This window comes from Phenylobacterium sp. (genome assembly GCF_004799395.1).
Classification (GTDB): domain Bacteria; phylum Pseudomonadota; class Alphaproteobacteria; order Caulobacterales; family Caulobacteraceae; genus Phenylobacterium.
Genome location: NZ_SSMZ01000114.1, coordinates 1 through 23442 on the forward strand (window position 1 = coordinate 1; position 23442 = coordinate 23442).

A 23442-nucleotide genomic window follows, 5' to 3' on the forward strand; every position below is an offset into this window, starting at 1 on the left:
GACCACCGGATGGCGGGCCGCCTGCGCCTCAAAGGCGGTGGAGCGGTCAACCACCGGGCGGCTGGCGCCCACATCCTCGGCCCATTCGGCGACGCCGGCGGCCACATCAAGCCGTGCGGCGGCGCTCGCGGCGGCTTGGAGATCGGCGGCGACCCCGACCGCGGCGTCGCGCCAGGCCTCGAATGTGTCGAGCTCGATGGCCAGCGCCCGCTCGGCGGCCTGGGCGATCTTCGCGTCCAGTTCGGCCAGTTCGACGGTGGTGAAGCGCACCTGGTTGGCGAGAGTCTGGCGGTGGATGAAGGTCGCGTTCAGGGGCGCGGCGAACAGGGGCTCGGCCCCCTTTGGGGTGGTCTCGACGAAGTAGCCGAGCACGGCGTTGTGGCGGATCTTCAAGCCCACCCCGCTGTCGGCCGCCAGCTGCGCCTCCAGGCCCAGGATCACCCGGCGGCTGTCGTCGCGCAGCGCCCGGGCCTGGTCGAGTTCGGGCCGCACGCCCTCGCGCACGAAGCCGCCATCGCGGGCAAGGGACGGCAGATCGCCGCCCAGGCCCTCGTCCAGCAGGGCGCGGAACTGGGCGAGGTCGGGATGCAGAGCCGGGTTCAGCGCGGTCAGGGCCTGGGCGATCTCCGCCGGCTGCTCGACCAACGGGTCACGCGTGGAGACGAACAGGCTCGTCACCGCCTCGCCGGTCGCCAGGCCGTCGCGCAGGCAGCCGAGATCGCGCGGCCCGCCGCGGCCCAGCGCCAGGCGGCTGAGCGCGCGGGCCATGTCGCCAAGGCCCTTCAGCGCCTCCCGCAGCTTCTGCCGCTGCGAGCGGTGCTCGCAGAACCAGGCCACCGCATCCAGTCGGGCGTCGATGGCCGCCGGGTCGAGCAGGGGCCTGGCCAGCCGCGCGGCCAACAGGCGCGCACCGGGCGCGCTCACCGTGCGGTCAATGGCGCCCAGCAGCGAGCCGTCTCGCGAACCGGAGGTGGCCCGCTCGATCTCCAGACTGGTCCGCGTCGCCGGGTCGATGGCCATGACGTCCGCCTCGCCCGCCCGCCTGGGCGCTGACAAAGCGGGCAGCTTACCGGCCTGGGTGGTCTCCAGATGGGCGGCGATCAGTCCCAGCGCGGAAACCTCCGCGCCCGACAGCGCCCCGAAACCGTCCAGGGTATCGACGCCATAGAGCCGTTTCAGCCGGGCCTCGGAGGCCGCCGGTTCGGCCAAGGCCTGGGGCAGCGGCTGGACAAACCCGCCAGCCGCCTTCAACGCCGCCGACACCTGCTCCTCGACGAACAACCGGTCAGGGACCAGGATTTCAGAGGGGCCGAGCGCCGCCAGCGCGGAGGCCAGGCCCGCCACGCTGGTCGCCAGGCACTCCACCTCGCCGGTGGAGAGCTCGACGCTGGCCACCGCCGCCTGGCCGCCGCGCACGGCGATGGCCGCCAGGCGATTGGACCCGCGGGCGTCCAACAGGCCCTCTTCGGTCAAGGTGCCCGGCGTCACCACGCGGACCACGTCGCGGTGGACCACCGACTTGGAGCCGCGCTTCCGGGCTTCGGCAGGGTTCTCCATCTGCTCGCAGACGGCGACCTTGAAGCCGGCGCGGATCAGCTTGGCGAGATAGGCTTCCGCCGCGTGCGCGGGCACGCCGCACATCGGGATCGGATTGCCGCCGTGCTGGCCGCGCGCGGTGAGCGTTATGCCGAGCGCGGCGCTGGCCTTCTGGGCGTCCTCGAAGAACAGCTCGTAGAAGTCGCCCATGCGGAAGAACACCAGGGCGTCCGGCTGGCGAGTCTTGGCCTCGAAATACTGCGCCATCACCGGCGAGGCGCCGGCGGACGGATCGGGCAAGGTGGAGGGCGCCTGGGCGTTCATGAGCCGCGTGACGCTAACTGTCGCAGCGAGTCCCGTCAGCCCCTCGGGCCCCTTGAACCTGAGACGAACAGGCCCAAGCTGTGGATGGATGCCTGTTCATCGTGGAGCTTCAGGGATTTGAGCTTCGTGGTCTTCCCCGCCGGACCGTCCGACGCCGAAGAGATGGCGCGCGTCCACGTGACCTCCTGGCGCGAGACCTATCGCGGCCTGCTTGCGGACGCCTTCCTGGCGCGGATGAGCGAGCCGGGGTTTGCCCGGCGTTTTCGCCGCGCGCTGTCCGAGCCGGGCGAGAGCGTGACCCTGGTCGCCGCCGATCGCTACAGCCTGGTGGCTTACGCTCAAGGTGGCGCTTCGCGCCGCGGCGCGCCAGGCGAGGCGGAAGTCGCCACCCTCTATGTGTTGCGCCAGGCGCAGGGCGAGGGCGTGGGCGCACGGCTGATGGCCCAGATGGCGCGGGCCCTGTCGGCTCAGGGGGCGACATCGCTGATGGTTTCGGTGCTGCGCGACAATCTGCGGGCCCGCGGCTTCTACGAGCACCTTGGCGGCGAGCCGGAGGCCGCGCGGCAGGAGCCCGGCCCAGGCGGACGCCTGCTCTACGAGGTGGCGTACCGCTGGCGAGACATCCGCAGCCTGACCGCATGAGGGCTGCAGGGCTCGGCCTGGCGGCGCTGGCCTGGAGCCTAGCACTTTCTGCGCAGGCCCAGCCGCAGCTGATGGACTGGCCCGACCTGATGGGCCGGCCGCTGCCTAAGGCCTCCGCGAAGATCGCCTATGGACCCGATCCGCTGCAGGTCGCGGAGGTCTGGCGGCCCGAGGGCAAGGGGCCATTCCCGACCGTGCTGATGATCCACGGGGGTTGCTGGCGCTCGGGCCTCTCGAACCTGCACATCATGGACTACGCCGCCGAGGACCTGCGTCGGCGCGGGATCGCCGTCTGGAATATCGAGTACCGTGGCGTCGACCGGCCCGGCGGGGGCTATCCGGGCGCCTTCCAGGACGTCAACGCCGCCGCCGACGCCCTGGTCGCGCACGGCAAGGACTATGGGTTGAGGACCGACAAGATCGTCGTCCTCGGCCATTCCGCCGGCGGGCACCTGGCGCTGTGGCTCGGGGCGCGCGGCAAGCTGCCGAGGTCGAGCCCGCTGCGCGACGGCAAGCCGCTCAGTATCGCCTGGGTCGTCAGCCTGGGCGGCCTCCCGGACCTGGCGACGGCGAAGGAAGGCTGCGGGGAAAAGACCGTGGCGAGCCTGCTGGCCGGATCCAGGGCCGCCGATCCCCTGGCCGACACCTCGCCGGCGCGCCTCGTGCCCCTGCCGGTCCCCCGGATGCTGATCCACGGCGACCTGGACGACACCTCGCCGCCATCTCAGGGCAGGGCCTATGTCGTCAAGGCCCGCGCCGCCGGCGACATCCGCGCCTGGACCTATTCGATCCCCGGCGAAGGCCATGTGGAGGAAATCGCGCCCGGCTCGACCACCTGGGCCTCCGTCGCCATGGGCGTGGAGTCGGTGTTCGCCAGCCGCGACGGCAGCTGGACGATCTTTCTGCCGCCTAAGGCCCCTTCGCTTCCTTGATCGGGAGGAGGGCTAAACGGCCGGTTCAGGCGCGGCGTAGGTCAGCGAGACGAACACGTCCTCCAGGTCCGGGTCCTCTGTGGAGATGTCCTTGATGTGCAAGCCGGCGGCGCGAATGGCGCCCAGGACCTGTTCGACGCTCGACTGGCCGGTGCGGTAGCCGACCGAAAATCCGCCCGACGGCAGCAGGTGGGTCTCGAACCCCGCCAGGACCGGAGCCTCGGTCACCGGCTGGTCCGGCGTCACCAGCACCTTGCGGGTGTCCATCCGGGCGAGCAGCGTCGTGGTCGGCTCGCAGGCCACCACCCGGCCGCGGTTGATGATCGCGATCTGGTCGCAGAGTTCCTGGGCTTCCTCCAGGTAGTGGGTGGTGAGGACGATGGTCACGCCCTTGCGGTTCAGCTCCAGCACATAGGCCCAGAGCTGGCGGCGCAGTTCCACGTCGACGCCCGCGGTGGGCTCGTCGAGAATCAGCACCGGCGGGTTGTGGACCATCGCCTTGGCGACCATCAGCCGGCGCTTCATCCCGCCGGAGAGCTGACGGACGTAGGCGTTGGCCTTGTCGCCGAGGCCCAGCGCATTCAGCAGTTCCATGGTCCGGCGCTCGGCCTTGGGCACGGCGTACATGCCGGCCGCCACCTCCAGAGCCTCGAATGGCGTGAAGAACGGGTCGGCGGCGATCTCCTGCGGCACCACGCCGATGGCGGCGCGGGCGTCGCGCGGACGCTCGTCGATGTCGCGGCCCCAGATGCTTGCCGTCCCCGAGCTCTTGCGGCAGAGCCCGGCCAGGATGTTGATGAAGGTCGACTTGCCGGCGCCATTCGGCCCCAGGAGGCCGAAAATCGAGCCGCGCGGGATCGCCAGGTCGATGCCCTTCAGCGCCCGCATCTCGGGCGTCGTCTTGGTGGCCGAATAGGTCTTGACCAGGCCCCTGGCCTCAATCGCGTAGTCCGGCAGATTCATGAACATCCCGTCGTTGCCCTCTCCACATTGACTGGGAAAGCCGCGCTCGCATACCTAGGCGCGCGGCGGCCCCTCCACAATCGGGCCGCTCAGAAGGATTGCCCGATGGCCCGCAAAGCCGCCCCCAAACCGCTCGTGAAGCCCGCCTCGGCGAAGAAGAAGCCGGAGCCGGCCCCCGCCAAGGGGGCCCTGGTCCCTAACCTGCCGGCGCCGGAGATCGTCATCGTGCGCTCCAAGCGCGTGGCCTGCGACGGGGTCGGCGGTGCGCTGGGCCACCCCAGGGTCTATCTGGAGATGGGCGAGGCGGATTTCGTCGAGTGCGGCTACTGCGACCGCCGCTTTGTCCTGGCCAGCGGGACCGAGGGCCCGGAGAGCGAACTCGTGGCGCCGGGCGTGTACGAAGGGTCGCACGGGCACTGACACCTTCTCCCACTAGGGGAGAGGGAACACCGGTCCGAACCGGCACTCTTGAGAATGCTGGATAGCCCTCAAGCCCATAGTTGATTGCGAACTTGGGCCTCTCGGCAAGTTAAGGACTTAAGGCGCAGTCCGTTCAGTTGATCATACTCCGCCTCGCATGAAGGGCGCGGAGGTGGTCTCCCCATCACGCAGATCGCTGAATGCATCGCCCGTGGGTCGCTCGCTCCCGTATACAGCGCGGGCCTTATCGTAGGGCAGCACAAGTGGCAGGGATGGCGCGACCGCCAGATAATCTGCCTCCGTCAGGAACGCCGCATAGGCGACCGCGACATAGCGCCCGCCTAGCCGGCATCGCGCCAACGCTGCCTTCACCTGATCGACCGTGTAGGCGGGGGATGCGCCCCAATCGGCGTGCAGCTCTTGTGGAAGCCGCTGGGCGAAACGCCGCGCCGCGCTATGAAGGGCTATGCGAGAGAGCCAGTTCATCCCGCGCTTTCCCGCCTCGCCTACACCCGTAGCGGCATCAATATGTACTGCACGTCCGCGTCTTGGGGATCGAGCACCAGGGCCGGGTCGTTCGGGCCGCCGAAGCGCAGCTCGGCCAGCTCGCCTGAGATCTGGTCGGTGATGTCGAGCAGGTAGCGGGCATTGAAGCTGAGCTCGAAGGCGTCGCCGTCGTAGTCCAGCTCCAGCTCTTCCACCGCCTGGCCGGCCTCCATGTTGCGCACGGTCAGCACGCACTTGCCGCCCTCGACCGCCATGCGCACCGAACGGGACTTCTCCGCCGAGATGGTGGCCACGCGGTCGACGGCCTGGGCGAACAGCTTGGAGTCGACCCGGACGATGCGGTTGTTGTCCTTGGGGATCACCCGCGGATAGTCGGGGAAGGTGCCGTCGATCACCTTGGAGGTCAGCGCCGCGCCGCCGAAGTCCAGGCGCACCTTCTGGGGGCTGATCTGCAGCTCAACCTGCTCGCCGGCGTCGTCCAGCAGGCGCCGGGCCTCGGCGATGGTCTTGCGCGGCACGATGACACCCGGTAGGCCGGCCGCGCCGTCCGGCGCCGCCATCTCGGCCAGCGCCAGGCGCGAACCGTCGGTGGCCACCGCGCGCAGCTTGGTCTGGCCGTCCTCGACCACGGTGTGCAGGTAGAGCCCGTTCAGATAGTACCGCGTCTCCTCCGCGGAGATCGCGAACTTGGTCTTGTCGATCAGCCGGATCAGATCGGTGACGTCGACGGCCATGCGGCCCGAGAGACCATCGGAGGTCATCACCGGGAAATCGCCGGCCGGCAGCACCGGCAGGTTGAAGCGGCTTCGCCCGGCCGAGACGGTCAGGCGCGGATCCTCGCCGGTGAAGGCCAGCACCACGTCTGAGCCTTCCGGCAGCTTGCGGACGATTTCATAGAGGGTGTGGGCCGGCGCGGTGATCTGGCCCGGCTGGTCCACCTGGGCGACCGCCTCGTCGATGATCTCCATGTCCAGATCGGTGGCCGAGAAGGTCAGCCGGTCACGCTCGGCCGAGAGCAGGACATTGGACAGGATCGGGATGGTGTTGCGGCGCTCCACCGCGCTCTGCACATGCCCGAGCGCCTTAAGCAGCGCCGCCCGCTCGATCGTCAGCTTCATGTCTTTGTCCGAACCGCACCGCGCAGGCGCGATTCGCGGCCTGCGCCCCCCGACCTGGAAGGACTTGCGACATTAGCCATTTTGCAGGCGGACGGAAGGGGCGCGGGAGGCCCTCAGGCACGGCGATCCACAGAGCCGCCCGGATCGGCGTCATCGCCGCCGGCGTAGGGGTTCGGCCCCGCCCCGTTCGGCTTGGCCCCCTCGGGCTGGGCGCTCGACTCCTTGGCCGCGACCACCACCATGGCCGGACGCAGCAGGCGGCCGAGCAGCTCGAAGCCGGGCTGCATCACCTCGACGATGCCGCCGGCGGCGACATCGGTGCCGGGAACCTCGGCCATGGCCTGGTGCTGGTGCGGATCGAACTTCTCAGCGCGAAGCGGGGCGATTCGCTTCAGGCCGTTGCGTTCGAAGGCGCCCAGGAGCTCCTTTTCGGTCATCTCGATGCCGAGCACGAAGTTCTTCACCACCGCGTCGCCGTTGTCGGCCGGCTCATGGGCCAGGGCGCGGCTGAGGTTGTCGGCCACGCCCAGCAGGTCGCGGGCGAACTTCTGGATCGCATAGGCGCGCGCGTCATTGGCCTCGCGCTCGGCGCGGCGCTTGGTGTTCTCGGCTTCCGCCGCATAGCGCAGGATCTGCTCCTTCAGCGCGGCGTTTTCGGCCTTGAGCGCCGCCAGCTCGGCCTCACCCGCTTCGGCGAGGAAGGCGTCGGCTTCGTCTGGCGTATCGTCTTCGGACATCTAGCTCTCGTCTCTCAGCTCTGGCCGTTCAGGCGTTCATCACCTGACCCAGCACGCGGGCGGTATAATCCACCAACGGGATGATCCGCGCATAGTTCAGCCGGGCCGGGCCGATCACGCCGATCGCCCCCAGCACCCGCTGCGAGCCCGTCATATAGGGCGCGGCGATCACGGCGGAACCCGAAAGTGAGAAGAGCTTGGTCTCGGCGCCGATGAAGATGCGCACGCCCTGGCCCTCGCGCACCCCGTCCAGCAGGGAGATCAGCTGCTCCTTCTGCTCCAGATCCTCGAACAGCGAGCGGACTCGCTCCAGGTCGTCGACGGCGCCCGGCTCGTCCAGCAGGTTGGCGCGGCCGCGCACGATCAGCGCCCGGTCCTCGGCGTCGCCGCCGCCCCAGGCGGCCAGGCCGTCCTCCACCAGCCGCGCGGCGCTGGCGTCCAGCTCGCGCCGGGCGCGGGCGATGTCGGCGGCGAGGTCGGTCTTGGCCTCGGCGAGGGTGCGGCCGCGCAGCCGTGCGTTCAGGAAGTTCGACGCCTCGGTCAAGGCCGAGGGCGTGACGCCGGCCGGCAGGCGGATCAGGCGGTTCTCTACCGTGCCGTCGGCGAAGACCATGATCGCGAGGGTCCGCTCAACGCCCAGGGAGACGAACTCCACGTGCTTGACGCCGGCGTCGCGGATCGGGGTCACCACCACGCCAGCGCCGCCCGCCAGGCCGGAGAGGATGGAGCTCGCCTCGTTCAGGGCGTCCTCGAAGTTGCGGCCATGGGCGTGCAGGCGCGCCTCGATGGCCTGGCGGTCCACCGCGCCCACATCGCCCACCTCGAGCAGGCCGTCGACGAACAGGCGCAGGCCCGCGTGGGTCGGCAGCCGCCCGGCGCTGACGTGCGGCGCGCCCAGCAGGCCCAGTTGGGTCAGATCCTGCATGGTGTTGCGGATCGAGGCCGGCGACAGCGACAGTCCGCCCTTCGACAGGGTGCGCGAGCCCACCGGCTCGCCGGTCTCCAGATAGCTTTCCACGATGCGGCGGAAGATGTCCCGCGCGCGTTCGTCGAGTTCGGCCAGGGAGGGACCGGAGGCAAAGAGGGGGGTATTCACGTGGGCGGCGGCGCGTTCTCGGTGGCGTCCATGGACGGGACCTTGCCGATCTAGGATAAGCGCCGCGCAAGTGGGCGCAAGCCGCCGCCCCTCTTCGAGCCGAAGTCCCAGGAGTCTTATTGAATGCGCCCGTCCGAACGCCTCGCCGATATCCTGCGGCCCGTGACCCTGGAAACCGGCGTCAACCGCTATGCGGAAGGCTCCTGCCTGGTCAGTTTCGGCCATACCAAGGTACTGGTGACCGCCAGCCTGGAGGAGGGCGTGCCGGGCTTCCTGCGCGGCAAGGGCCAGGGCTGGGTCACCGCCGAGTACGGCATGCTGCCTCGCGCGACTCACACGCGAGGCCGGCGCGAGGCCGCGCAAGGCAAGCAATCGGGCCGCACCCAGGAAATCCAGCGGCTGATCGGCCGCTCCATGCGCGCCATCGTCGACCTGAAGGCCCTGGGCGAGCGGCAGATCTCCATCGACTGCGACGTGATCCAAGCCGACGGGGGCACCCGCACCGCCTCGGTCACCGGCGCCTGGGTGGCGCTGCGCCTGGCCACGAAATATCTGCTTGAGGAGGGCGTGATCACGAACGACCCGATCCTCGACCAGGTGGCGGCGGTGAGCTGCGGCGTCTTCAACGGAACCCCGGTGCTCGACCTCGACTACGAGGAGGATTCCAACGCCGAGGCGGACGCGAACTTCGTGCTGACCGGCAAGGGAGACATCGTGGAGATCCAGGCCACCGGCGAGAAGCGCGGCTTCTCCGAGGCCGAGTTCGAGTCCCTGTTTTCCCTGGCCCGCAAGGGAATCGGCGAACTGGTCATCCTGCAGCGCGCCGCGACGGGCGGCTGACACGAAAACGGGCGGCTGGTTTCCCAGCCGCCCGCTTCGAACCGCCTGAGCGGTCTTTTGGCCTTAGAGCCCGGCCACCAGATAGCGGAAGGCCGAAGGCGGCATCCGGTTCAGCTCGCGCGCCAGCGGCGCGAAGAGGGCGTTCAGGACCCGTTCGATCGAAGCGATCATGGGACACTCCTTTGTGCAGCGCAATATTGTGCGGCGCATATAGAAATCCCCCTTTGAGATTGCAAGGCTTCCTACAGCAAAGCTGATTTGTCGCACCGCGGCGCAACAACCCGGCTGGACGAAGCAGCTCCAGCCTCGGCGGCGCGCCTACGTGTCTTCGTCGTCGGGGAGGTCATCGGAAGGGCCGGCTTCGTAGGTGAGCAGGTCGCCCGGCTGGCAATCCAGTTCGCGGCAGAGCGCCGCCAGGGTGGAGAAGCGCACGGCGCGGGCCTTGCCGGTCTTCAGGATCGAGAGATTGGCGATCGTGACGCCGACCCGGTCCGCAAGCTCGGTCAGCGACATGCGGCGTTCGAGCAGGACGCGATCGAGTTGGACGCGGATGGGCATGGGCGCCGGGCCTAGATGGTCAGTTCGGCTTCGCGCCGCAGCCGGGCGCCCTCACGGAACACCTCCGCCAGGACGAAGACCACGAGGACCGAGAACCAGGCAGTGAGGCTGAGGTCGGGTTTCACGTCCTTGATCCACGGCAGGAAGGGGCTGAGGCCCCAGACGCAATAGCGGCCGATCTCCAGCGCCGCCAGCATCAGGCCGATCAGGCGCAGGCGGCCGACATTGGTCGGATGGAAAGGATCGCCGGCAGTGAGCGTGGTGAAGATCTGGCGCAGCGAATGGACGATCACCAGCACGCCGCCGATCGAGAGGCCGAACACCAGGAGCGCGCCGGCGAACAGCGGCCCGCGGATCGCCACCACCGAGGCGTTCTTGCTCATGATGTCGGGGAAAAGGTCGGGATTGAAGCTGAACAGCAAGGCCGCCAGGGTGGCCAGCGCCACGGCGCCCAGCGCGATCCAGAGGGCGGCGAAAACCACGTCGAGGATGATCTTCAGGAAACTGGAGACCGATCCCGGTCCTAGCGCACGCATCCCGAAACCTCCCCCGCTCGGCCTGCCGGGGCGGCGCCAAAACCCGCCCCGGCGGCGACCCCATGGGGCGCGGCGGGAGCGGGTCGGACGAACCCCAAGACGCGCAAGCCTAGTGGATCGTGGCGGCGACGGCGACGGCCAGCATCGGGGTCACAGCGAGCGCCATGAAGATGGCCAGGGAAGCGCGGTCGAAGGTCTTCATCAAAGGCGAGAACATGATCTGTTCCTTTCATTCCAGTTTTGCTGCGGTGCAGCGTGCGAGTGGGCCGGATGTACGGTCCCGATGTCGATATTCAATACGGCCGCATCGATTAGCGTTCAAATTAATATCGAGTAACGATATTAAACTTTTGCAATGCAACACGGCGGGCGGGGGCTATGGTCCCTTTTGCGTAAAGGGAGCGTGAATCGATGGCGCTAAAGCTGGAGCCCGGGACCCGGCTGGTGGTGGCCACCCACAACCCCGGCAAGGCCCGCGAACTGGCCGAAATCCTCGACAACCGCTTCGTGCTGGTGAGCGCCGGCGAGCTCGGCCTGGCCGAGCCGGATGAGACCGAGACCACCTTCGTCGGCAATGCGCTCCTGAAGGCCCGCGCCGCCGCCGAGGCCAGCGGGCTGATCGCGTTGGCCGACGATTCCGGTCTGTCGGTGGCGGCGCTGGAGGGCTCGCCCGGCATCTATTCGGCGCGCTGGGCCGGTCCGGGACGTGACTTCACCGTCGCCATGAAGAAGGTCGAGGACAGGCTTGAGGAAACTGGCGCCAAGGACTTCTCCGCCTGGTTCACCAGCGCGCTCGCGGTCTCCTGGCCGGGTGGGCCGGCGGTGGTTGTCGAGGGCCGCATCGACGGCTCGCTCACCTTCCCGCCGCGCGGCGACCGGGGCTTCGGCTACGACCCGATCTTCGTACCCGAGGGCGGCGCGCTGACGTTCGGCGAGATGGAACCCGCCGCGAAGGACGCCATGAGCCACCGCGCCCGGGCCTTCGCCAAGCTGAAGGCCGCGCTCTTGTGACCACCGGCCTGAAGCTGGGGGTCTACATCCACTGGCCCTACTGTGCGCGCATCTGCCCCTACTGCGACTTCAACGTCTTCAAGGACCGCGGCGGCGAACAGCCGGCGTCTCTGGCGCGGGCCATCGTCGCCGACCTGGAGGCCCAGGCCGCGCTGACCGGACCTCGCGAGCTGACCTCCGTCTTCCTGGGCGGCGGCACGCCCTCGCTGATGGACCCCGCATGGGCCGGCGAGATGATCGCCGCCGCCAGGCGTCTTTGGTCACCGGCGGCGGACCTGGAAGTCACCCTGGAGGCCAATCCCACGGATGCGGAGGCGGCGCGGTTCGCGGGTTTCGCCGACGCCGGGGTCAATCGACTGTCGCTGGGCCTCCAGTCGCTGGACGATGAGGCGCTTCGCTTCCTGGGCCGCAACCACGACGCGGCGATCGCAATCCGCGCGGCCAAGGCCGCCAGCAAGGCCTTCACACGGCTCTCCATCGACATGATCTACGCACGGCCGGGCCAGACGCCGCAGGCTTGGGCCGAGGAACTGCAGGCCGCCCTCGACCTCGGAGCCGAGCACGTCTCGCCCTACCAACTGACCATCGAGGCCGGCACAGCCTTCGATCGCGCCGTCCGTCGCGGGACCTTCACCCCGCCGGACGTCGACGTCGGCGCGGACCTGTTCGACACCACCCAGCGGGTGCTCGAGGCGGCCGGCTTCGAGGCCTATGAGGTCTCCAACCACGCCCGAAGCGTCGCCGCCCGCTCGCGCCACAACCTGATCTACTGGCAAGGCCATGACTATGTCGGCGCGGGCCCCGGCGCCCACGGGCGGATCACCGAAGCCCGTGTCCGCCAGGCCACTCACGCCGCCGCCCGGCCCGCAGACTACATCGCCCGCGTCGCCGAGACCGGCCTGGGATTCACCGAGCGCGAGGCGCTCAGCCCCCGCGAGGCGGCGCAGGAGCGGCTGCTGAGCGGGCTGCGGCTCTCCGACGGCGTGCCGCTCGCCGACGTCGCGGCCTTGGCGATCGCGCCGCATCGCATCGCCGAGTTCGTGGACCTGGGCCTGCTGGCCGACGATCCCCAGCGTCTGCGGGCCACGGCGTCAGGACGGCTGGTGCTGGATCGGCTGACGCAAGAGCTCGCCCTTTGACATCGCAGGCGTGACACGCGAACCCTCCGCCATGGCCAAGGGCATCCCACCACCCAAGCTCGACGACACCCCGCTCGCGCCGGGGCTCTATGTGGTGGCGACGCCGATCGGCAATCTGCGCGACATCACGCTCCGCGCCCTCGACATCCTGGCCGCGGCCGACCTGGTGCTGGCCGAGGACACCCGCGTCGCCGGCAAGCTGCTCCATGCCTATGGGCTTTCCGCCAAGCTGGAGCGCTACGACGAGCACGGCGCCGAGCGGTCGCGCCCCAAGGCCATGGCCGCGCTGGCCGAGGGCAAGCGCGTGGCGCTGATCTCCGACGCCGGCACGCCCCTGGTCTCCGATCCCGGCTACAGGCTGGTCAGCGAGGCGGCCGCTGCGGGTGTGTCCGTCTTCCCGATCCCCGGACCGTCGGCCCTGCTGGCGGGCCTCTCAGCCGCCGGCTTGCCCACCGACCGCTTCCTGTTCGCGGGATTTCCGCCGCCGAAGAGCGCCGCACGCCGCACATTCCTCGAGGAGCTGGCCCCCATTCGCGCCACCCTGGTGTTCTTCGAGGGCGGATCGCGCCTGGCCGCCAGCCTGTCCGACATGGCCGCCGTCCTGGGCGAGACCCGCGACGCCGTGGTCTGCCGCGAACTGACCAAGCTCTACGAGACCCTCTACCGCGGGCCGCTGGCGGACCTGGCGGCCGACCCGCGCCTCGACGCGCCGAAGGGCGAGATCGTGATCCTGGTCGGCCCCGGGCATGAGGCTGAGGCCACCGCCGACGACATCGACACGGCGCTGAGCGACGCCCTCCTGCGCTTACGCCCGGCGGAGGCCGCCGCGGAAGTGGCCAAGGCGCTCGGCCTCTCGCGGCGCGAAGTCTACCAGCGGGCTATGGCGATGCGGGCCAAGCCATGAGCCGAACGGAGGCCCGCCAGGCTCGCGGCCGCGCGGGCCGCGAAGCCGGCCGCCGCGCCGAGGTGCTGGCGGCGGGGCGGGCGGCGCTCAACGGTGCGGCGGTTCGCCTCGACCTCATAGCCCTCGCACCGGGTAGATTGCCCAGGCATATTCCAGACGCCTGGAAGCGAAGTTGAGGGGACGGGCTGGCGAATGGGCCGCGAGGAGGCTGAAGCCATTTTGCTGAGCGCCGGCGCTGGCGCCGATGCGGACTTCCCCCTGTTGGAGGCCGCGATCGCCTGCGCCATCCACGAGGATCCCAGTCGCGATCCACAGGCGGCCCGCGATCTGGCCGCGGCCGGCGCCGAGCGCCTGGCGCAGCGGCTGAAGCAGGAAAGCGCCGAGGAGGCCCTGGCCGAGAGCATGGCCGGCGACCTGCGCCTGGCCGGCGACCTCCTGACCTACGACGACCCGGACAACGCCGACATCGTCGCCGTCGCCGAGCGGCGCAAGGGCCTGGCGGTGGCGCTGGGCGTCTTCTACCTGCACGCCGCGCGTAAATGTTCGCTCACCGTCCAGGGCGTCGACTTCCCCGGCCACTTCCTGCTGCGTATCGAGACGGAAGAGGGCCCGCTGGCCCTGGACCCATTCTCGGAGGGGCGGGTTGTGCTGCCGTCTGAGCTCACCCGCCGTGCTCTGCACGCGGGCCTGACGCCCAATGTCGCCGACCGGCTGGACCGGCTGATGGCGCCGGTCAGCGACCGCGCCGTCCTGATGCGCCTGCAGAACACCATCTTCGCCCGCGCCAGCCAGATGCGCGACTTCACCCGCGCCGAGCGGGCCGCCCTGCGCCGCGCCCTCCTGGACCCCGCCGACCATCGTCCCTGGCTCGACGTCGCCGCCGCCCGCGAGGGGCAAGGCGCCCTGGCCGGGTCGCTGGAGGCCTTGGCGCGGGCGACGGAGCTCGACGGCGGCGCAGCGCTGGCTGCGAGGGCGCAGCGGGAGCGGGTGCGGCTGCAGCTGAACTAGCGGCTCGCGCCGTTGCGCCAGTGGCCTCTTCGCGCGGCTGGCGCTACGCACGCGGGCGGCCTATCTCCAAGGCTCAGGTCGTCCGGAGCTCTCCATGTCCCTCAAGGTCGCGGTGCAGATGGATCCCATCGAGGGGATCAACATCGAGGGCGACACGACATTCCTGATGATGGAGATGGCCCAGGCGCGGGGCCACAGCCTGTTCGTCTACACCACCGACACCCTGGCCATGGACGAGGGCCGGGTCTTCGCCCGCGGACGCCAGGTGAGTGTGCAGCGTCGGCCCGGCGACCACGCGACGCTTGGCGACTACCGGCGCGTCGACCTGACGGCTTTCGACGTGATCCTGCTGCGTCAGGATCCGCCCTTCGACATGAACTACATCGACTCGACCTTCTTCCTGGAGAAGGTCCATCCCAGGACCTTGGTGGTGAACGACCCGGTCTCTGTGCGCAACGCGCCGGAGAAGCTGTTCGTCACCGACTTTCCGAGCCTGCAGCCGCCGACCCTCATCACCTCGGACCGCCAAGAGATCGCCGAGTTCCGCCGCCGACATGGCGACGTGGTGCTGAAGCCCCTGAACGGGCGCGGCGGATCCGGCGTCACCCGGCACCTCGCCGACGATCCTAACCTTGAGGCCCTGCTGGAGATTCACGCTGAGCTCAGCCGCGAGCCGGTGATCCTGCAGAAATTCCTGCCGTCGGTGACCAAAGGCGACAAGCGCATTCTGCTGATCGACGGCGAACCGGTCGGCGCCATTAACCGGGTGCCGCAGAAAGGCCAGATCCGCTCCAACCTGGCGGTCGGCGGCCGCGCCGAGGCGGTCGAGCTGACCGCCCGCGACCGGGAGATCTGCGCGACCATCGGGCCGGAACTGAAGACGCGCGGCCTGCTGTTTGTCGGCATAGACGTGATCGGCGACTACCTCACCGAGATCAACGTCACCTCGCCCACGGGGGCTGTGGCGCTGAAGACGTTCAGCGGAATCGACGCGGCCGATATCCTCTGGCAACGGATTGAAACCCTTCGCGCCACGGCCTAGGCTGTTTCCGGAAGACGCGCCCGCAAGTCACGGAAACGTCTCATCTTCCCCATAGGTTCTATTTTTGTTCTTGATCTGAGCGCAATCGTGTGGTGCGCACTTGTGGATAAGTGAGGCTAGACCACTAGGTCTTGGGGTGGGGATGCACATGGCCGCCGACCTGGCGCTGCCCGCGCCAGCGGAGGGCGCGGCCGGGTCCGCACCCTGCGGCTTGCCCACGCTATCGCCGACCTGGAAGGCGCCGGGCCCGTTCGCCTCGTCCAGGTCGCCGAGGCGCTGATCTACCGCCGCGTGGCGCCGGGATCGGCCATTGGGTCGGCGGTCCTCGCGAACTGACGCCGCGCCCGCCAGGTGTTGAACACTCCGACGCCGACAGCCCAAATGTAGAGTTGGGTGAAGATCACCTGGCCTGTGGCGTAGGCCCAGGCGTGGACCTTCGGATCGACGATCCTGGCGACGTGGATCAGCACACAGATCAGCTGGAAGGCGGCCGCAACCAGCGGCCAGTAGCGCGGCGTGCGGAGCGAGATGGCGGTGATCAACAGCAGCAGACCGAAGTCCGCTGCGAAGGCGGCCCACTGGGTTCCGATCCAGCTACGGTCGCGCAGGGCGACGGTGATCGCCCATGACATGAGGACGCCGCCGGCGGCGATCTGTTCCTCGCGGTCGCCCTGCCAGAGCGCCGCTCCGCTGACCACAACCGTCAGGACGAGACCGAAATAGGGGTAGATGGCGTAGAACAGAAATGGCCCCCAGGCTGAACCTGGGGGCCACTCTGGCAGAGCCGGGGCGCGACTGGAACGCCCAGCGGCGAAACGGTGTCCTGGCTTAGGCGATCCGCAGGGCGCGGCGGCCGATCTGCGGCTGGTCGGCGGTGGCGAACGACGGCGGCGGCTTGTCGCCACCCGTCGGGCAGCTCAGGGTCACCGCGCCCAGGCCGATCTGGCTCTGGACGATCGACAGCTCGTTGTGAGTTTCGACAATCGCACGGCGGGCGTCGGCCAGGGCGGCGATCGCCTGGCTGGCGCGCTCGACCGCACCCTGGCCGATCAGGGCCGATGCGCCGACCTGCGTGCGCAAGGAGGGCATGGCGCCGGTGAGAGCGGCGGTCTTGGCGAGAGCCATGTCGATGGCGGCCTCGGCTTCGAACAGGGCGCCGGCGACTTGCTCGGCGATCATACGGCGTTGCTTGAGCATGAGTTCTCTCCTGCGCGCGTCGGGCTGCGACGTGCGGCTAAGGGTTTAAGCGGGTTATGGTTTCGGTCCGGTTCAGGCCCGGAAAAAAGTTCGCCCGAGGTCCTCGAGGGCGTGGAGACCCGCCAGCATCCCCCCGAAAGCCAGGACGGTGATGACGGCGATCGCCACGATGGCGCCGAGCCGGGCGACGGGACTCAGATCATTTCGGTCGAGCCAGCGTCGGGTTCCGACTTGAAGTTCTCGTCGAGCAGAACCCAGGTCATGCAGAGGATTTCCCGCAGGACCATTTCCGAAGGCTTGAACGGCGCCAGCTTCCGTGTGCCGGACACCAGGTGCCGGACCATCTTGGCTTGCGCCGGAGTCGCCGCCAGATCGACGAGCTGTCGTTCCAGTTGCGCCCAGGTAAAGGTCGGGAGGGCTTCCTCCCGAGCCGCCGGAGTCGGCCAGCGGGCCTCGAAGTCGTCGATCTCCCGGCGTAGGCGCAGGGCCTTGCCGATCACCGCTCGATTGTCGAAGTTCTGCCAGTCGCCCATGGGCCACCCCCTCTGTTGCCCCTTCATCGGGCCAGAGGTTGACTGCGGCGTCTGTCCTGATCGCGTCGTGTCCTGATCCGGTCAGGACATGGTTAACGGGAACGTCAACGTCCAGTTGGCGCGCCAGGCGCGCCGCGGCGTAGCGGTCCTCCACGCCCAGCTTGCGGCGTGCGCGGTCACAGTAGGTGTCCACGGAAGTCTTCGACATGCCGAGTTCGCGAGCGATCTGCTTGGAGGACAGGTGCTGATCCACCAGCCGCAGGCATTCGCGCTCCCGCGGTGTAAGCAGTCCCACCGGATCTTCGGCGATGATGTCGCGTGCTCGCATAGCGTTAGCAGTTAACGATGACTTGCGGCCCGCGTCTACTTTAACGCGTGCCCGCAACGACGATCAGCTACACTGTGACGCATTGGAGGCGTCGCGATGGACACACCCAACCCCGGCCGCACCGCCCAACTGGAGCTGATCATCGGCGCGCGCCTGCGAACCCGGCGCCGGCAACTGGGACTTTCCCAGAGCGACCTGGCGGAACGGCTTGGGGTGTCTTTCCAGCAGGTCCAAAAGTACGAGCGTGGCGCGAATCGCGTGGCCGCCTCCACCCTGCTGACCGCAGCCCAGGCGCTGAACACAACGATTTCCTGGCTGGTCGGGGAGGAATCGTCCGGCCGCGAGGACGACGACGATGTGTTCCGCGCCCTTTCCCGCCCGGGGGCGCTAGAGATGCTGCAGGCGTTCAACGGGATTCCCGACCCGCGCACCCGCATCGCCCTGCTGGCGCTGGCCCGCGAGATGACCGGCGATGAGGTCGCTTGACCGACCGTTAAGGCGTTTGCGGCTATCGCAGGCGCCATGCGCAGTCCTCCCCTCAGGCCGGCACGACCGCTGGCCGAACGCCGGCCGCGGCGCGCCCATATCAGCGCCGAGCAGCTCGCCTCGCTGAGCCACGAGTTCCGCACCCCCCTGAACGGCGTGCTCGGCATGTCGCGATTGCTGGAGGGCACGCGCCTGACTGCCGAGCAGCGCGCCTACGCCGCCGCCATCCGCGAATCGGGCGAGCACCTGCTCACCCTGGTCAACGACGTGCTGGATTTCGCCAAGCTGGGCGCCGGCAAGGTCGATCTGCACCTGGGCGAGGTCGAGGTCGAGGCGCTGCTGCGCGGGGTCAGCGAACTGTTGTCGCCGCGGGCGCGTGAAAAGGGCGTCGAGATCGCCTGGGCCGCCCCGGCGGCGCCCGGCGCCATCCGCGCCGATGAAGGGCGGCTTCGCCAGATCCTGCTCAATTTCGCCGGCAACGCCGTGAAGTTCACCGAAACCGGCGGGGTTCTGGTGGGCGTGGTCCCCGGCGATGGCGGCCGCCTGCGCTTCACCGTCGAGGACACCGGTCCCGGCGTTACGACCGACCAGCGCGACCGCATTTTCGAAGCCTTCGCCCAGGCTGACCCCGCCCATGCCCACATGGGCGGCGCTGGTCTCGGCCTGGCCATCGCGCGGCGCCTCGCGCTGGCGATGGATGGCGAAGTCGGAGTCGAGGCGCGCCCGCATGGCGGTTCGTGCTTCTGGTTCGAAGCCGCCTTCCGCCCGGCGGCCGCGCCCGCGCCGGTCGCCGGCCTGGCCGGTCGCCGGGTTGGCGTGGCCTCGTCCAATCCGATGGTCCGCGAGGCGGCCTGGCGGCAGATTGAGGCCTGCGACGGCCAGCCGGTCGCCGCCGCCGATCTGGACCACTTGATCGCCCACACCCAGTTCGGCGACGTCATCCTGGTCGATCACGCCCTGGCTACCGGCTCGCGGCTGCTGCGGCGGCCGCCGGAGCGCCGGGCCATCATCCTTCTGGCGCCGGACGAGCGCGCGCTGATCGGCCGTTACCGCCGTTCCGGCTTCGCTGGCTATCTGATCAAGCCCCTGCGCCGCGCGTCCCTCGCCGAGCGGGTGCTGATTGCCGCCGGCGCCGAACAAGCCGCCGCGGTCGCCGCCGAGGACGAACGGATCGCCACCGCCGCGGCGCCTGGCAAGCGGGTGCTGCTGGTGGAGGACAATCCGATCAATGCGCTGCTCGCCCGCGCCCTGTTGACCCGCGAGGGCTGCGAGATCGACCACGCCGGCGGCGGCGACGAGGCCATCGCGGCGGCCAAGGTGGGATCCTACGACCTGATCCTGATGGACATGCGGATGCCGGGCCTGAACGGGGTGGAGACCGCTCGCGTGCTGCGCGAGATGGGCGTCGAGACCCCCATCGTCGCCCTGACCGCCAACGCCTTCGAGGACGACCGCCACGCCTGTTTGGCTGCCGGGATGAATGACTTCCTGGTCAAGCCGATGTCGCCGGACGCACTGCGCGCCACCCTGACCCGCTGGACCGGACCCGGCTGGACGGAAACCCTGCGGCGCGCCAAGGTCGGCTGACCGGGCGCCGGGGCGCGCCTTCGTCCAAGAGGCCGCCGATGACCACGCCAGCCAGCGCCCCGCCGCGCCGCAAGCGCACGGCCATGGAGGTGCTGCGCGAGTTGCGCCAGCCCAAGGTCGCGGTGACGCTGGCGCTGGGGTTCTCTTCTGGCCTGCCGTTCCTGCTCACCGCCAACACCCTGGGCTACTGGCTGCGTGACGAGGGCACGGGGTTGAAGGCCATCGGCTTTATTTCCTGGGTCGGCCTGGCCTATTCGCTGAAGTGGCTTTGGTCGCCGGTGGTGGACCGCGTGGACCTGCCGCTGCTGGGGAGGCTGGGACGGCGGCGCGGCTGGATGGCTTTCGCCCAGATCCTGGTGGCCGCCGGCCTCGTCGGGATCGCGGCCGTCGGCCCCAAGGGCCCGGGCGGCCTGACCGCCATCGGCGCCTTCGCCCTCCTGACCGCCTTCGCCTCGGCCACCCAGGATATCGCCATCGACGCCTGGCGGATTGAAGCCGCCGCCGACGTCGACGAACAGGGCCTGCTGTCCTCCGCAGCGGCGCTCGGCTACCGCGCCGCGATCATCGCCGCCGACGCCTTGATCCTGGCGGTGGCCGCGCGGATCGGTTGGCCCGGCGCCTATGTCGCCTATGGCGCCGCCATGGCCATCGGCCTTGTCGCGACCTGGTTCGCCCTGGAGCCGGCGCGGGCTGAGGCCACGCTGAGGGCCCAGGCGCCCCTATGGAACCCGCGTGGCTTCTTCGACGCCGTGGTCGGGCCGTTCATCGACTTCTTCGCCCAGCATAAGGCGCTGGGTTTCCTGATGCTGATCGCCATCGCCACCTACCGCCTGCCCGATTTCGTCATGGGGCCGATGTACACGCCCTATTACGTGGACCTGGGCCTGACAAAGGACGCTGTGGCGGCGGTGAGGGGCTCGATCGGCCTGTTTGGGGCTTTGGCGGGCGTCGCGGCGGGCGGCGTCAGCGCCGTGCGTCTGGGTCTCTTCCCGACGCTTATCGCCGGCGCGGTGCTGCAGGGGTTGGGCACGGCGTCCTTCGCTCTGCTGGCGCTGCATCCCGGGAACGTGGCGATCTTCAGCGCGGTGATGGGGACCGACAACTTCGTGCAGGGGTACGCGGGCGTCGCGCTGATCGCCTACATGTCGAGCCTGACCAACCTTGGCTATACCGCGACCCAGTATGCGCTGCTGTCGTCGGCCTACGCCATGTTGGGCAAGTTCCTGAAGGGCTTCTCCGGGGCCATCGTCGAGGGGATGGCCAAAACCTACGGCCAGATGCCGGCCTATGAGATCGCCTTCGTCGGCGCGGGTCTGATCGCGCTCCCTGCCCTGGTGCTGTTCCTGATCCTGGCGCGCATCCACGCGCGGGCGGTTCCGGCGCCCGTCTAGGCCGTCAGGCAGACCACCTGGGCGACCCGCAGGTTGCGGCGGAGGTCGTCGGCGACACGGCCATAGTTGTCGGCGGTGATCGGCGCGCCGGGGTTGTCGGCAAGTCGTCGGCCGCTGGCCGCCAGGGTCCGCGCCGTGGTCTCCGGCGAGGTGGTGTAGATGCGCCCGCGGCGAGGCGCCTCGGCGATGGTGACGCCCACCACCCGGCCCTGCGCATCCAGGGCCGGCGCGCCGGAGAGGCCGCCCAGCGTTCCCTTCAGGCCGTCGGTGCGACCGGTCTCGGCCCAGACCAGCACCGGCTCCGTGCGCGCGCCGCGGCCCTGCACCACCAGGTTCTCGCGGCCCAGCAGGCGCGAACTGGCCTCGCCCGGCTTGCCCTGCGGAAAGCCGATGTGGAAGGCGCGCTCGCCCCGGCGAAGCCTCTGCCCGAGCCCAAGCGGCAGGGGCGCGGCGCCGCCATCAGTCGTCAGGATCGCCGTCTCGGCGCTGGGATCGATGCGCACCGTCGCCGCCACGCCGCGCCCCGGGGCCACGACGATGGCCGCCTGCGAGCAGCCCTCGACCACGTGGCGCGCGGTGATCCAGACCCCGGAAGAGGCGATGGAGAAGGCGGTGCCGGCGCCGGCTTCGGTCTTGTCGGAAACCTCAACCACCACGGCCGGATCGAAGGGCGAGGCAGGTCCCAGGGCCGCGCCCTCGGCCTCCGGGGTCGGCGGCGGCGCCGGCGGGGCGTCTGCGCGCTCCTGGCGGCCGACCGCGGCCAACAGCAGGGCGACCACCACCGCGGCGTAGATCAGCCAGTCGGGCAGCCGGGGGAAGTGCATGGACGCGCCGTCTCCGGTGCTAGCCGGAGACGGCGGCGGCGAGGATCAGGGCGGTGGCGATCTTGGCGCCCACCAACATGGCGGCCGCCGCCATCTCGTCATCCTGGATGCGCTTGGGCAGGCCGTGGAGGATCAAGTCTACCAGCCGGAAGACCAAAAGCTGGACCAGGGTGATCGCCACCCCCCAGAGCGCCAGTTCGACCAGGGTCGTCGAGGCCTTCAGCGAAACGGCCAGCGGTATCGCCAGGCCGACCAGCACCCCGCCCAGCGACACCGCCGCGGCGGTGTTGCCCTCGCGGATCAGCCGAATTTCCTTGTGTGGGGTCAACATCACGTAGAGCGCCGCCGCGGCGAACAGGATGACCACTGTCACGCCGGCGTGCAGCAGGGTGATCGGGAAGCCCGTGGCGAAGGCTTGGATTTCCGGCGACTGGAGGGGCGTGGTCATCGGCGGGCGGCTCCGGTGGACGGGCGCCTTCGATAGCACGCGGCGCGGCGCTTCTGGAAAGCGCCTCTAGCTCTCGGCGGCGTCCGTGGCCGCCGCCTTTCGCCGCACGCTGGCCCGGACCTTCTCGCTCTCGCTTTTCAGCTGACCGCAGGCGGCCAGGATGTCGCGGCCGCGGGGCGTGCGGATCGGCGAGGCGTAGCCGCCGCGGTTCAGGATTGCGGCGAAGGTCTCGATGGTTCCCCAGTCGGAGCATTCGTAGGGGCTGCCGGGCCAGGGGTTGAACGGGATCAGGTTGATCTTGGCCGGAATGCCCTTCAGCAGCTGGACCAGGGCCTTGGCCTCGGCCGGGGTGTCGTTGACCCCTTTCAGCATCACGTACTCGAAGGTCACCCGCTTGCTGTTCGACAGGCCCGGGAAGGCGCGAACGCCCGCCATCAGCTCGGCGAGCGGGTATTTCCTGTTGAGCGGTACGAGCTCCTCACGCAGGGCGTCGTTGGTGGCGTGCAGCGAGATGGCCAGCATGGCCTGAGTCCGCTCACCCAACGGGATCAGTTCCGGCACGACGCCGGAGGTCGAGACCGTGATCCGCCGGCGCGAGATGGCGATGCCCTCGCCGTCAGCGATGATGTCGATGGCGGCGGCGACGTTGTCCAGATTGTAGAGCGGCTCGCCCATGCCCATGAAGACGATGTTGGAGAGCTTGCGGTCTTCCTTCGGGGAAGGCCATTCGCCGAGGTCGTCGCGGGCCACCTGCACCTGGGCCAGGATCTCCGCGGCGGTCAGGTTGCGCACCAGCGCCTGGGTGCCGGTATGGCAGAACGTGCAGTTCAGCGTGCAGCCCACCTGGCTGGAGACGCAGAGCGCCCCGGAGCGGCCGACGTCAGGGATGTAGACGGTCTCGATCTCGATGCCCGGCGCGGTGCGGATCAGCCACTTGCGCGTGCCGTCCTTCGACACCTGCCGCTCGATGACCTCCGGCCGGGCGATGGTGAAAACCTCGGCCAGCGCGGCGCGCATCTCCTTGGCCACGTCGCTCATCGCGGCGAAATCGGTGACGCCGTAATGGTGGATCCAGCGCCAGAGCTGGGTGGCGCGCATCCGCGCCTTCTCCGGGCGCGCGACTTCGGCCGCGATCAGGGCCTGGGCCAGCTCGGCCCGCGTCAGGCCCGACAGATTCGGCTTTGCCGCGGCGCGGGGCGCGGCCGGCGCACGCGAAAGGTCGAGGGTGACACCCAAGGGGATAAGCTTCCTGTATGGAGGACCCGTAATATAGGGGAATCCGCGGGCGCGGCCAAACTCCCGTGACAGGTTTACCGAAAGTTTGGGAGTGGGAAT

Annotated in this window: 25 protein-coding genes and 3 pseudogenes; 14 read left to right on the forward strand and 14 right to left on the reverse strand. The window is 69.5% G+C overall.

All coding sequences use genetic code 11. The features are described 5' to 3' along the window. Window positions 1-1860, reverse strand: a 1860-nt coding sequence (gene mutS, locus E8A12_RS07960; protein WP_293367407.1) for a DNA mismatch repair protein MutS, incomplete at its 3' end; no start/stop codon positions are given. A 126-nt stretch (window positions 1861-1986) separates the two neighbouring features. Here mutS and E8A12_RS07965 point away from each other — a divergent pair. Next, window positions 1987-2502 carry a GNAT family N-acetyltransferase gene (locus E8A12_RS07965; RefSeq protein WP_293367451.1) on the forward strand — a complete coding sequence of 172 codons (516 nt, stop codon included), beginning with the start codon at window positions 1987-1989 and terminating at the stop codon, window positions 2500-2502. Continuing rightward, window positions 2499-3434 (forward strand): alpha/beta hydrolase, encoded by a 936-nt coding sequence (locus E8A12_RS07970; RefSeq protein WP_293367409.1) that lies wholly within the window; start codon window positions 2499-2501, stop codon window positions 3432-3434. Before E8A12_RS07965 ends, E8A12_RS07970 begins: the two co-directional genes overlap by 4 nt. A 12-nt stretch (window positions 3435-3446) precedes the next feature. Here the strand turns inward: E8A12_RS07970 and E8A12_RS07975 are convergent, their stop codons facing one another. Continuing rightward, a complete protein-coding gene (locus E8A12_RS07975) occupies window positions 3447-4397 on the reverse strand; it encodes an ABC transporter ATP-binding protein (protein WP_293367453.1) in 951 nt (316 codons plus the stop codon). Between the two features lie 105 nt (window positions 4398-4502). Here E8A12_RS07975 and E8A12_RS07980 point away from each other — a divergent pair, with 105 nt between their 5' ends. Then, the gene (locus tag E8A12_RS07980; protein WP_293367411.1) at window positions 4503-4817 is read left to right on the forward strand and encodes a zinc-finger domain-containing protein; all 315 of its coding nucleotides are present in this window, start codon (window positions 4503-4505) and stop codon (window positions 4815-4817) included. A gap of 506 nt (window positions 4818-5323) precedes the next feature. On the opposite strand, the gene dnaN is transcribed toward E8A12_RS07980, so the two are convergent. The 3 genes from dnaN to hrcA all read right to left on the reverse strand — a co-directional run bounded on the left by dnaN (window position 5324) and on the right by hrcA (window position 8275). Beyond that, the gene (dnaN, locus tag E8A12_RS07985; protein WP_293367413.1) at window positions 5324-6442 is read right to left on the reverse strand and encodes a DNA polymerase III subunit beta; all 1119 of its coding nucleotides are present in this window, start codon (window positions 6440-6442) and stop codon (window positions 5324-5326) included. Window positions 6443-6555: 113 nt separating this feature from the next. Continuing rightward, window positions 6556-7179 carry a nucleotide exchange factor GrpE gene (gene grpE / locus E8A12_RS07990; RefSeq protein ID WP_293367415.1) on the reverse strand — a complete coding sequence of 208 codons (624 nt, stop codon included), beginning with the start codon at window positions 7177-7179 and terminating at the stop codon, window positions 6556-6558. A gap of 28 nt (window positions 7180-7207) precedes the next feature. Next, window positions 7208-8275, reverse strand: coding sequence for a heat-inducible transcriptional repressor HrcA (gene hrcA / locus E8A12_RS07995; RefSeq protein ID WP_293367417.1), 1068 nt, complete (start codon window positions 8273-8275; stop codon window positions 7208-7210). A gap of 123 nt (window positions 8276-8398) precedes the next feature. Here hrcA and rph point away from each other — a divergent pair, with 123 nt between their 5' ends. Further along, window positions 8399-9115 (forward strand): ribonuclease PH, encoded by a 717-nt coding sequence (gene rph / locus E8A12_RS08000; protein ID WP_293367419.1) that lies wholly within the window; start codon window positions 8399-8401, stop codon window positions 9113-9115. Window positions 9116-9433: 318 nt separating this feature from the next. Here the strand turns inward: rph and E8A12_RS08005 are convergent, their stop codons facing one another. Both E8A12_RS08005 and E8A12_RS08010 read right to left on the reverse strand, forming a co-directional pair. Next, the gene (locus tag E8A12_RS08005; RefSeq protein ID WP_293367421.1) at window positions 9434-9673 is read right to left on the reverse strand and encodes a helix-turn-helix transcriptional regulator; all 240 of its coding nucleotides are present in this window, start codon (window positions 9671-9673) and stop codon (window positions 9434-9436) included. 11 nt (window positions 9674-9684) lie between these two features. Next, a complete protein-coding gene (locus E8A12_RS08010; protein ID WP_293367423.1) occupies window positions 9685-10209 on the reverse strand; it encodes a DUF2975 domain-containing protein in 525 nt (174 codons plus the stop codon). 411 nt (window positions 10210-10620) lie between these two features. Between E8A12_RS08010 and rdgB the strand changes: the two genes are divergently transcribed. The 7 genes and pseudogenes from rdgB to E8A12_RS08045 form a co-directional block, all read left to right on the forward strand. Next, the gene (gene rdgB / locus E8A12_RS08015; protein WP_293367425.1) at window positions 10621-11220 is read left to right on the forward strand and encodes an RdgB/HAM1 family non-canonical purine NTP pyrophosphatase; all 600 of its coding nucleotides are present in this window, start codon (window positions 10621-10623) and stop codon (window positions 11218-11220) included. Beyond that, the gene (hemW, locus tag E8A12_RS08020; RefSeq protein ID WP_293367427.1) at window positions 11217-12359 is read left to right on the forward strand and encodes a radical SAM family heme chaperone HemW; all 1143 of its coding nucleotides are present in this window, start codon (window positions 11217-11219) and stop codon (window positions 12357-12359) included. The genes rdgB and hemW overlap by 4 nt, the downstream gene beginning before the upstream one ends. Window positions 12360-12390: 31 nt before the next feature. Continuing rightward, window positions 12391-13263, forward strand: coding sequence for a 16S rRNA (cytidine(1402)-2'-O)-methyltransferase (gene rsmI, locus E8A12_RS08025; RefSeq protein WP_293367455.1), 873 nt, complete (start codon window positions 12391-12393; stop codon window positions 13261-13263). A gap of 38 nt (window positions 13264-13301) precedes the next feature. Then, a pseudogene (locus tag E8A12_RS08030) lies at window positions 13302-13439 on the forward strand (hypothetical protein); the annotation flags it as partial. 16 nt (window positions 13440-13455) lie between these two features. Further along, on the forward strand, window positions 13456-14271 hold the full coding sequence (locus E8A12_RS08035) for a transglutaminase family protein (RefSeq protein ID WP_293367429.1): 816 nt from the start codon (window positions 13456-13458) through the stop codon (window positions 14269-14271). A 94-nt stretch (window positions 14272-14365) separates the two neighbouring features. Next, the gene (gshB, locus tag E8A12_RS08040) at window positions 14366-15313 is read left to right on the forward strand and encodes a glutathione synthase (RefSeq protein WP_293367431.1); all 948 of its coding nucleotides are present in this window, start codon (window positions 14366-14368) and stop codon (window positions 15311-15313) included. A gap of 186 nt (window positions 15314-15499) precedes the next feature. After that, window positions 15500-15649, forward strand: a pseudogene (locus E8A12_RS08045) (hypothetical protein); the annotation flags it as partial. Here E8A12_RS08045 and E8A12_RS08050 read toward each other — a convergent pair. The 4 genes and pseudogenes from E8A12_RS08050 to E8A12_RS22770 all read right to left on the reverse strand — a co-directional run. Then, window positions 15595-16011: a hypothetical protein gene (locus tag E8A12_RS08050; protein ID WP_293367433.1), complete on the reverse strand. Its 417-nt coding sequence runs from the start codon at window positions 16009-16011 to the stop codon at window positions 15595-15597. The pseudogene E8A12_RS08045 and the gene E8A12_RS08050 sit on opposite strands and share 55 nt — an antisense overlap. A gap of 130 nt (window positions 16012-16141) precedes the next feature. Then, window positions 16142-16510: a hypothetical protein gene (locus tag E8A12_RS08055; RefSeq protein ID WP_293367435.1), complete on the reverse strand. Its 369-nt coding sequence runs from the start codon at window positions 16508-16510 to the stop codon at window positions 16142-16144. 194 nt (window positions 16511-16704) lie between these two features. After that, complete coding sequence (locus tag E8A12_RS08060; RefSeq protein ID WP_293367437.1) at window positions 16705-17043, reverse strand: hypothetical protein; 339 nt, start codon at window positions 17041-17043, stop codon at window positions 16705-16707. 133 nt (window positions 17044-17176) lie between these two features. Beyond that, a pseudogene (locus tag E8A12_RS22770) lies at window positions 17177-17371 on the reverse strand (helix-turn-helix transcriptional regulator); the annotation flags it as partial. Window positions 17372-17467: 96 nt separating this feature from the next. On the opposite strand from E8A12_RS22770, the gene E8A12_RS08065 reads away from it, so the two are divergent. The 3 genes from E8A12_RS08065 to E8A12_RS08075 are packed head-to-tail and all read left to right on the forward strand — an operon-like array spanning window position 17468 to window position 20835. Next, a complete protein-coding gene (locus tag E8A12_RS08065) occupies window positions 17468-17857 on the forward strand; it encodes a helix-turn-helix transcriptional regulator (RefSeq protein WP_293367439.1) in 390 nt (129 codons plus the stop codon). A gap of 36 nt (window positions 17858-17893) precedes the next feature. Then, window positions 17894-19444: a response regulator gene (locus E8A12_RS08070; RefSeq protein WP_293367441.1), complete on the forward strand. Its 1551-nt coding sequence runs from the start codon at window positions 17894-17896 to the stop codon at window positions 19442-19444. A 38-nt stretch (window positions 19445-19482) separates the two neighbouring features. Continuing rightward, window positions 19483-20835 (forward strand): MFS transporter, encoded by a 1353-nt coding sequence (locus E8A12_RS08075; RefSeq protein ID WP_293367443.1) that lies wholly within the window; start codon window positions 19483-19485, stop codon window positions 20833-20835. Here E8A12_RS08075 and E8A12_RS08080 read toward each other — a convergent pair. The 3 genes from E8A12_RS08080 to rlmN form a co-directional block, all read right to left on the reverse strand. Next, complete coding sequence (locus tag E8A12_RS08080; RefSeq protein WP_293367445.1) at window positions 20832-21659, reverse strand: serine protease; 828 nt, start codon at window positions 21657-21659, stop codon at window positions 20832-20834. The two genes, E8A12_RS08075 and E8A12_RS08080, sit on opposite strands and share 4 nt — an antisense overlap. Before the next feature lie 19 nt (window positions 21660-21678). Next, window positions 21679-22107 (reverse strand): DUF350 domain-containing protein, encoded by a 429-nt coding sequence (locus tag E8A12_RS08085; protein ID WP_293367447.1) that lies wholly within the window; start codon window positions 22105-22107, stop codon window positions 21679-21681. Between the two features lie 66 nt (window positions 22108-22173). After that, window positions 22174-23343, reverse strand: a complete 1170-nt coding sequence (rlmN, locus tag E8A12_RS08090) for a 23S rRNA (adenine(2503)-C(2))-methyltransferase RlmN (protein ID WP_293367449.1) — start codon at window positions 23341-23343, stop codon at window positions 22174-22176. Window positions 23344-23442: the final 99 nt, after the last annotated feature.